Consider the following 6,558-nt stretch of genomic DNA (forward strand, 5'->3'; position numbering starts at 1 on the left):
CTGATGACATTCGAAGAGCGATTTATACGACGAATGCGATTGAGTCACTCAACAGTGTCATTCGAAAAGCGATTAAAAAGCGTAAACTGTTTCCAACGGATGATGCGGCAAGAAAAGTTATTTTCTTAGCGATTCAAGATGCATCAAAAAAGTGGACAATGCCGATTCGAAATTGGAAAGCGGCGTTAAATCGATTTATGATTGAGTTTGAGGATCGACTTAGACCCTATATTTAAAACTGGGCGGATACACAGAAATATTTACAGGGTCAATATCATTCCACTTGAAAAAGCATTAGCGAAGCAGCCACTATACCATTACCTACATAAAAAAAATCAACACCTTGTTCCATTAGTAGATGATATGTTACAAAAATTAAAAGCTTCTGGAGAGCTAGCAGATATTATTCATGAAGCAGAACAAACAGTTATAAAGCGACGAACCAAACAGTAATTGACTTCCTTAAATACAATGGTAAGGCCAGACTCTTCTTGAGGCATAGTCCTTTGCTGACGGTAACCACGCCCATAGGACGTGGTTTTTATTTATCAATAAATCCAACCAACAGTACCTGTAATGCCTGATGCATCATCTGATGATGCTCGAAGACTAAGTCCAGTCAATACAACATGATCTGTATTATAAAATGTATTATTAACCTGATCAGTACTTAAATCTAAAGACAACTCAGATCCAGATCCACTTCTTGTAGAAACAATTTTTCCAGTTAGTTTTCTTTTGGAACGATCCCATTTTTTTGATAAAACATTTATTGCTGCTACATCATCTCGTCTGACACGAAATTCAAATCCAGTCAATACATGACCAGCAGGTGCTTCAACAAACTTCTCAGAGCCACTTCCACACTGTTTATATTGAACAGAGCCCAAGCTACCATCATTTAATAATTTTCTATAACCTATTTTGATGCTTTTTATGTTATCATTTTTAACTCGAGCTCCAACCCCAACAATGATAGATAATTCAGGAGCACGACAATATTGCTCACCACCTCCCTTACCTACACTTATTTTACCCACATCAATAAGACTATATGGGTCCACAGGAAGTCTTACATTGCCTAAATTAGCAAGTGTATTAATTCTACTACTATTACAACTATCAAGCGCTGAGTAACAAACAGACATTGCATACTCTAATGCTTCGATATTTGATGTAACCACCGATTTGGCTGCGAGATAATCATCTTCTAACTTATTCCACCTGGCTTGTAAAAGTGGAGAATATGACGTGCTGAGTACTGTTTCAATCCGAGACATCAGTTTTTGTTGGTCTTTAAATGCTTTATACAGCAAAGAACGAGAGTTGATGATATTTTTGGTCAATTCAGAAGTATACTGAGGATTTCCTTCAATCACATCTCTATAGTGGGTTGTAATAATACCCGTAACTGCAGGATGGCGCTGCCATGACTTAAGAAGTGGTCCATCATTTCTTACATACTTACTTAAACTGTCAATAATAGTGCCACATTGATAGTTACTTGAAGTTGATGAGTAGCAAGCTTTAATATTATCACCCGATACCACACCCAAAATATTGCCCAGAGCTAACTGATCACCACCAATTTGATAAGCAGTAAGGTAAATATTAACTAGACTGGAAAACTTATTACGAGTTCCATTTAGCGCAGCTTTAACACTTGCCAAATCGGCAAACTTAAAGTTTGTGCTTGATTTAAAGACCTCTTTAATACTTTTGTTGGCAAAATCAAGTTTTATTCCAACAAATAGCCTTCCACCGCGTTCAAACTGGCTAATAAATGAATCACCACATAAACGATAAAATGAATCAGCACCATTCGCTAACGCTTTCTGACCAAACTCTGTCAATCTACTACCGATATCAGCGAGTTGGTAACGTACTACAGGCGCATCATATCTATAGGTCAATAATAGTGTATAAGAAGTTTCTGTTTCTGATACCGCTCGTTTAAAAGACTGTTCTGAACCCAGTTTCATAAGATCAAAGAGATTAGCTTTACCATTAACACTAATATCTATATTTTCTTCAAGTTTTTGATGATTATATTCTGAGTTCAGACTAATAATCTGACTTGTGTTTCCAGGACTATCTACAATCGAAGTCCCTCTTAAACAAGTCGATGGCCATATTTTATTCCTATCTGTAGCAAAAGCTGCGCCTAAAAAAGCAGTCGATGACGAGGAAGCACTTACCCCCGTATTGGGACCAAGTTGATGAGTATAAACTGAAGCAGAACTTAACGTTGTGGCAGAGAGTAGCGTTAGCAAAGATACAATACGAGATGATTTTTTATTTAATTTCATAAGCTCCCTTAGAAAATTTCATACTTATTATAAGGTTATATTTGTAAAAAATTTTACACTACAAATATATCATCCACACGCTAAACTAAAACAACCTTAATATTTAAGACAAGAATATAATATCATTTTTTAAAAAATCACCTAATACATATATAAAAGCATATACTCTAAGGTCATCTAAGATAGATATTTATACGAATAATATAGTACAATAACTAGCAAAAATATATTTACTAGTAATGACCACCTTTGCGTGAATGCAACAAGGTGGTCTATCACTTAGAAAAGGCATTGCTATTTAGTTTTCACCTAAAAAACCCCCCGTTTGATGTGCCCATAGTTGAGCATAAATGCCTCCAGCAGACACCAACTCCCGATGTGTTCCTTGTTCCACAATCCTACCTGAATCCATAACAATCAAGCGATCCATTGCAGCAATTGTAGAAAGACGGTGAGCAATCGCGATAACCGTTTTTCCTTGCATAAGCTTATACAAATTATCTTGAATTGCAGCTTCCACCTCTGAGTCAAGTGCAGAAGTGGCTTCATCCAATACCAAAATAGGGGCATCTTTTAAGAGTACACGGGCAATCGCAATACGTTGACGTTGTCCGCCTGATAGTTTAACGCCTCTCTCCCCAACTTCGGCATCAAACCCTTTATTTCCTTTAGGATCTGTCAACTCTTGAATAAAATCATAAGCTTCTGCTTTCTTACACGCAGCTATTAACTCTTGCTCTGTGGCATCTGGACGGCCATATAGAATATTTTCTCGTATAGACCTATGCAGCAACATGGTATCTTGTGTCACCATACCAATTTGCGCACGCAAAGATTCCTGAGTAACGTTAACGATATTTTGTTTATCAATGAGAATCTCACCTTGCTCAACATCGTAAAAACGTAATAACAAATTAACAAGTGTTGACTTACCTGCTCCGGAACGTCCTACTAAGCCAACTTTCTCACCAGGTTTAATCGTTAAATTAAGATTTTCAAGCACTCCACTTTTTTTACCATAGTGAAAGCTGACATTGGCATAGTCTATAGCACCTTGCGTTACTTTTAACGGTGTCGCCTGTTTATGATCCAGAACGGTACAGGGCTGGCTCAATGTTTCCATACCATCCATCACAGTCCCGATATTCTCAAATAAAGCTCCTACTTCCCACATGATCCAGTGACTCATACCATTCAAGCGAAGCGCTAAAGCGATGGCAACTGCAATAGCTCCAATAGTAATTTCATTTATTGACCATAAATAAAGAGATAATGCACCAACAGTAAATACTAATGTGTAATTAATCCACTCCAAACAAACATTAAATCCCGTCACAAGTCGCATTTGTTTATGCACGGTGGTTAAAAATAAGTCCATACTATCATGGGCATAGTCAGCTTCACGTTGCGTGTAAGCAAAGAGTTTTACTGTTTGAATATTAGTGTAACTATCAACAATACGCCCCGTCATAATAGAACGGGCATCAGCCTGTTGTGTAGATACACGACGTAAGCGAGGAATAAAATACCACTGAATACCAATATAAGCACAAAGCCACACAAGTAGAGGTATCATCAATCGTTCATCTGCTTGACCAATGAGTAATACCATTGTCACAAAATAAATGGTTATATATACCATTACATCAACCAGCTTCATTACTGTTTCACGAACAGATAACGCAGTTTGCATAACCTTTGTGGCAATCCGCCCAGCAAAATCATTCTGGTAAAATGATAGGCTTTGCTTGAGCAAATAACGATGTGCAAGCCAACGAATCGCCATCGGGTAATTGCCCAGTAATGTTTGATGCACTAAGACTGAACGGATTAACACAACACCGGGAATAGCTACTAACAGAACAATCGTGAGTAAAATAAGGTTACCTTTTTCTTCAACAAAAAAGGTTTTCGGATCACTTTGTTCTAACCAGTCAACTAAAGCCCCCATCACACCAAACATTGATGCTTCAGCAATGGCAGCTATCGCTGTAAAAATTGAAACTAATGAAATGGGTACCCACATTCCCCGAGTATAATGTAGACAAAACTTAAGCAGCGTATTAGGAGGCTGCTCAGGTTCACTTTTAGGAAATGGTTTTATTAACCGTTCAAAGTAAGCAAGCATTTTGTTTCCTTGAAAGCACAAATCCACGGCCAAGTGGATCAACAAGCATAATCATACACAACCACAAACGTATATCCTGCCTTTAATTTTATTGGACAATGAAGCAATTAGGGGCAAGCAGTCACTTATTATGCTATAGCAAGAAATCGACATCAAGAAGAACGATTATTTATATACTCAACGCATTATTTTTTAATTTAATTTTATTTTTTCTATGCCCACAGCAAATGAGTTTTGCTGGTCTAGTCTAATCTGTTAACACTAGCAATACATTCTCATATCCTTGGTGGTTAAAAGCGCGGATCTAGATGCTCTGTAAGGTACCCCCAAAAAACCTACTCAGGTGTTAGGAATGCATGAGTAGAGCTTACCTGACCTGCGAAGGTACACGCTATGGATAACATGTATAAAATTGATTCCCGAAGGGTATATTTTTAATTAGCACAATTTTAATAATTGCTTTTAAGACAACGATTAGTAAGCTCTTTCGCTTTAGCGAGTTCTTCAGAAGAAAATTTTATTTCCATAATTAATTTAGACATCTTCGCATATTTCATTCCCTGTGAACTGGCAATATTCATCCACATTTTAGCAATAATCTTATCCTTGGGAACACCATTACCTTGATTGTACATTTTGCCAATCATAAACTGTGCTTCACTATAGCCTTGCTTAGCCGATAATAAATACCATTTTGCTGCTTCCTCATTATTTTTTTTAGTACCTTCACCCTCTTCATACATAATACCGAGATTAAACTGCGCTCTATAGTCTCCTTGATTCGCAGCTAATTTATACAGTTTTATTGCTTCTAAATTGTCTTCAGGTACGCCTTCACTATCATCATACATTATTGCCAGGTTAAATTGGGCATCGATATCTCCTTGTTCACTTGCTAGTCGATACCATTTTATAGCCTCAACATTATCTTCAGGTACCCCTTCACCTTCATCATACATCAGTCCCAAATTATATTGGGCACTGATATTTCCTTGCTCCGCAGCCAGTCGGTACCATTTAATCGCTTCCACATTATTTTCTGCAACCCCCTCTCCCTGATCATACATGATTCCCAGGTTATATTGGGCACTGACGCTGCCTTGCTCTGCAGCTAGCTTATACCATTTGATCGCTTCTTTATTATCTTCAGATATACCCTTACCTTCATCATATATTACCCCCAAATTATACTGTGCTTTGATTTCTCCCTGTTCTGCCGCTAAACGGTACCATTTAATCGCTTCAGTATAATTTTTAGGAATCCCATTTCCTTTATCATACATAACACCTAAATTATACTGGGCATCCATATCTCCTTTCTTTGCTGCTAATAAGTACCACTCTTGAGCCTGAATTGGATTTCTAGGAACTCCCTCACCACGCTCATACATAACACCCAAGTTATATTGAGCTTTAATATCACCTTGTTTTGCTGCCAGTTGATACCACTTTACCGCGTCTTTAAAACTTTTGGATACACCTTCCCCCGTATCATACATTACACCAAGATTATATTGTGCTCGGACATGACCTTGTTCTGCCGCAGCTTGATACCACTTAATAGCTTTCTCGTCATCTTCAACAATGCCACTTCCATAGTCATACATTAACGCTAGATAAAATTGCCCTTCAGCATCACCTTTATCAGCCCAATACCTAATAATTGGTAATGCATACTCATAATTGTCTTGATTATACGCATTTATTCCTTCACGTAGCTTTGGTTCAGCAACCAGTAGTAATGAAACAAACATAGGGAATATAAATAGCCATGAAAGTGAGCAATAAGGTGTTAACTGCATAATAACTCCTTTTTATTGAACTTAATATTAGCACTTTTTATAACAATACTGTGGACACTTTTTGGCTGAGAGTCGTAGGTTGTACCAAAGATAGAAACTGCGAGAATGCGGTTATCAACGTCGTATTGTCACAGGAATCTATCTTTGGAAAGCATAGTAAAAACGGTTTTACGCTCAATGTCCAACGTTAATAAACCTCAACGCACATTTATAGCCGCATTGTTGACGACATTAATCGTATTTCAAGGCAAGGCAACCTATAGAAATATGAACCGTTACAGTGATATGAGTGAAAAACGTTTTAGCCGTTGGTATAGCC

General features: G+C 37.5%; 4 protein-coding genes. 1 reads left to right on the top strand and 3 read right to left on the bottom strand.

The features are described 5' to 3' along the window. The coding region (locus F607_RS0123680; protein WP_027710047.1) for a transposase at window positions 1–236 on the top strand (236 nt) is incomplete at its 5' end. A 312-nt stretch (window positions 237–548) separates the two neighbouring features. On the opposite strand, the gene F607_RS0123690 is transcribed toward F607_RS0123680, so the two are convergent. The 3 genes from F607_RS0123690 to F607_RS31465 form a co-directional block, all read right to left on the bottom strand. Beyond that, on the bottom strand, window positions 549–2,309 hold the full coding sequence (locus tag F607_RS0123690; protein WP_027710049.1) for a hypothetical protein: 1,761 nt from the start codon (window positions 2,307–2,309) through the stop codon (window positions 549–551). Window positions 2,310–2,607: 298 nt separating this feature from the next. Continuing rightward, window positions 2,608–4,437, bottom strand: coding sequence for an ABC transporter ATP-binding protein (locus F607_RS0123695; RefSeq protein WP_027710050.1), 1,830 nt, complete (start codon window positions 4,435–4,437; stop codon window positions 2,608–2,610). 449 nt (window positions 4,438–4,886) lie between these two features. Then, window positions 4,887–6,239, bottom strand: coding sequence for a tetratricopeptide repeat protein (locus F607_RS31465; RefSeq protein ID WP_157365583.1), 1,353 nt, complete (start codon window positions 6,237–6,239; stop codon window positions 4,887–4,889). Window positions 6,240–6,558 lie beyond the last annotated feature (319 nt).

Source organism: Zooshikella ganghwensis DSM 15267, from assembly GCF_000428585.1.
GTDB lineage: Bacteria > Pseudomonadota > Gammaproteobacteria > Pseudomonadales > Zooshikellaceae > Zooshikella > Zooshikella ganghwensis.

What these genes read in the sequence shown, in the direction of transcription:
- F607_RS0123695 (WP_027710050.1), bottom strand. Translation starts at nt 4,437, where the DNA reads ATGCTTGCTTACTTTGAACGGTTAATAAAACCATTTCCTAAAAGTGAA.
- F607_RS0123690 (WP_027710049.1), bottom strand. Translation starts at nt 2,309, where the DNA reads ATGAAATTAAATAAAAAATCATCTCGTATTGTATCTTTGCTAACGCTA.
- F607_RS31465 (WP_157365583.1), bottom strand. Translation starts at nt 6,239, where the DNA reads ATGCAGTTAACACCTTATTGCTCACTTTCATGGCTATTTATATTCCCT.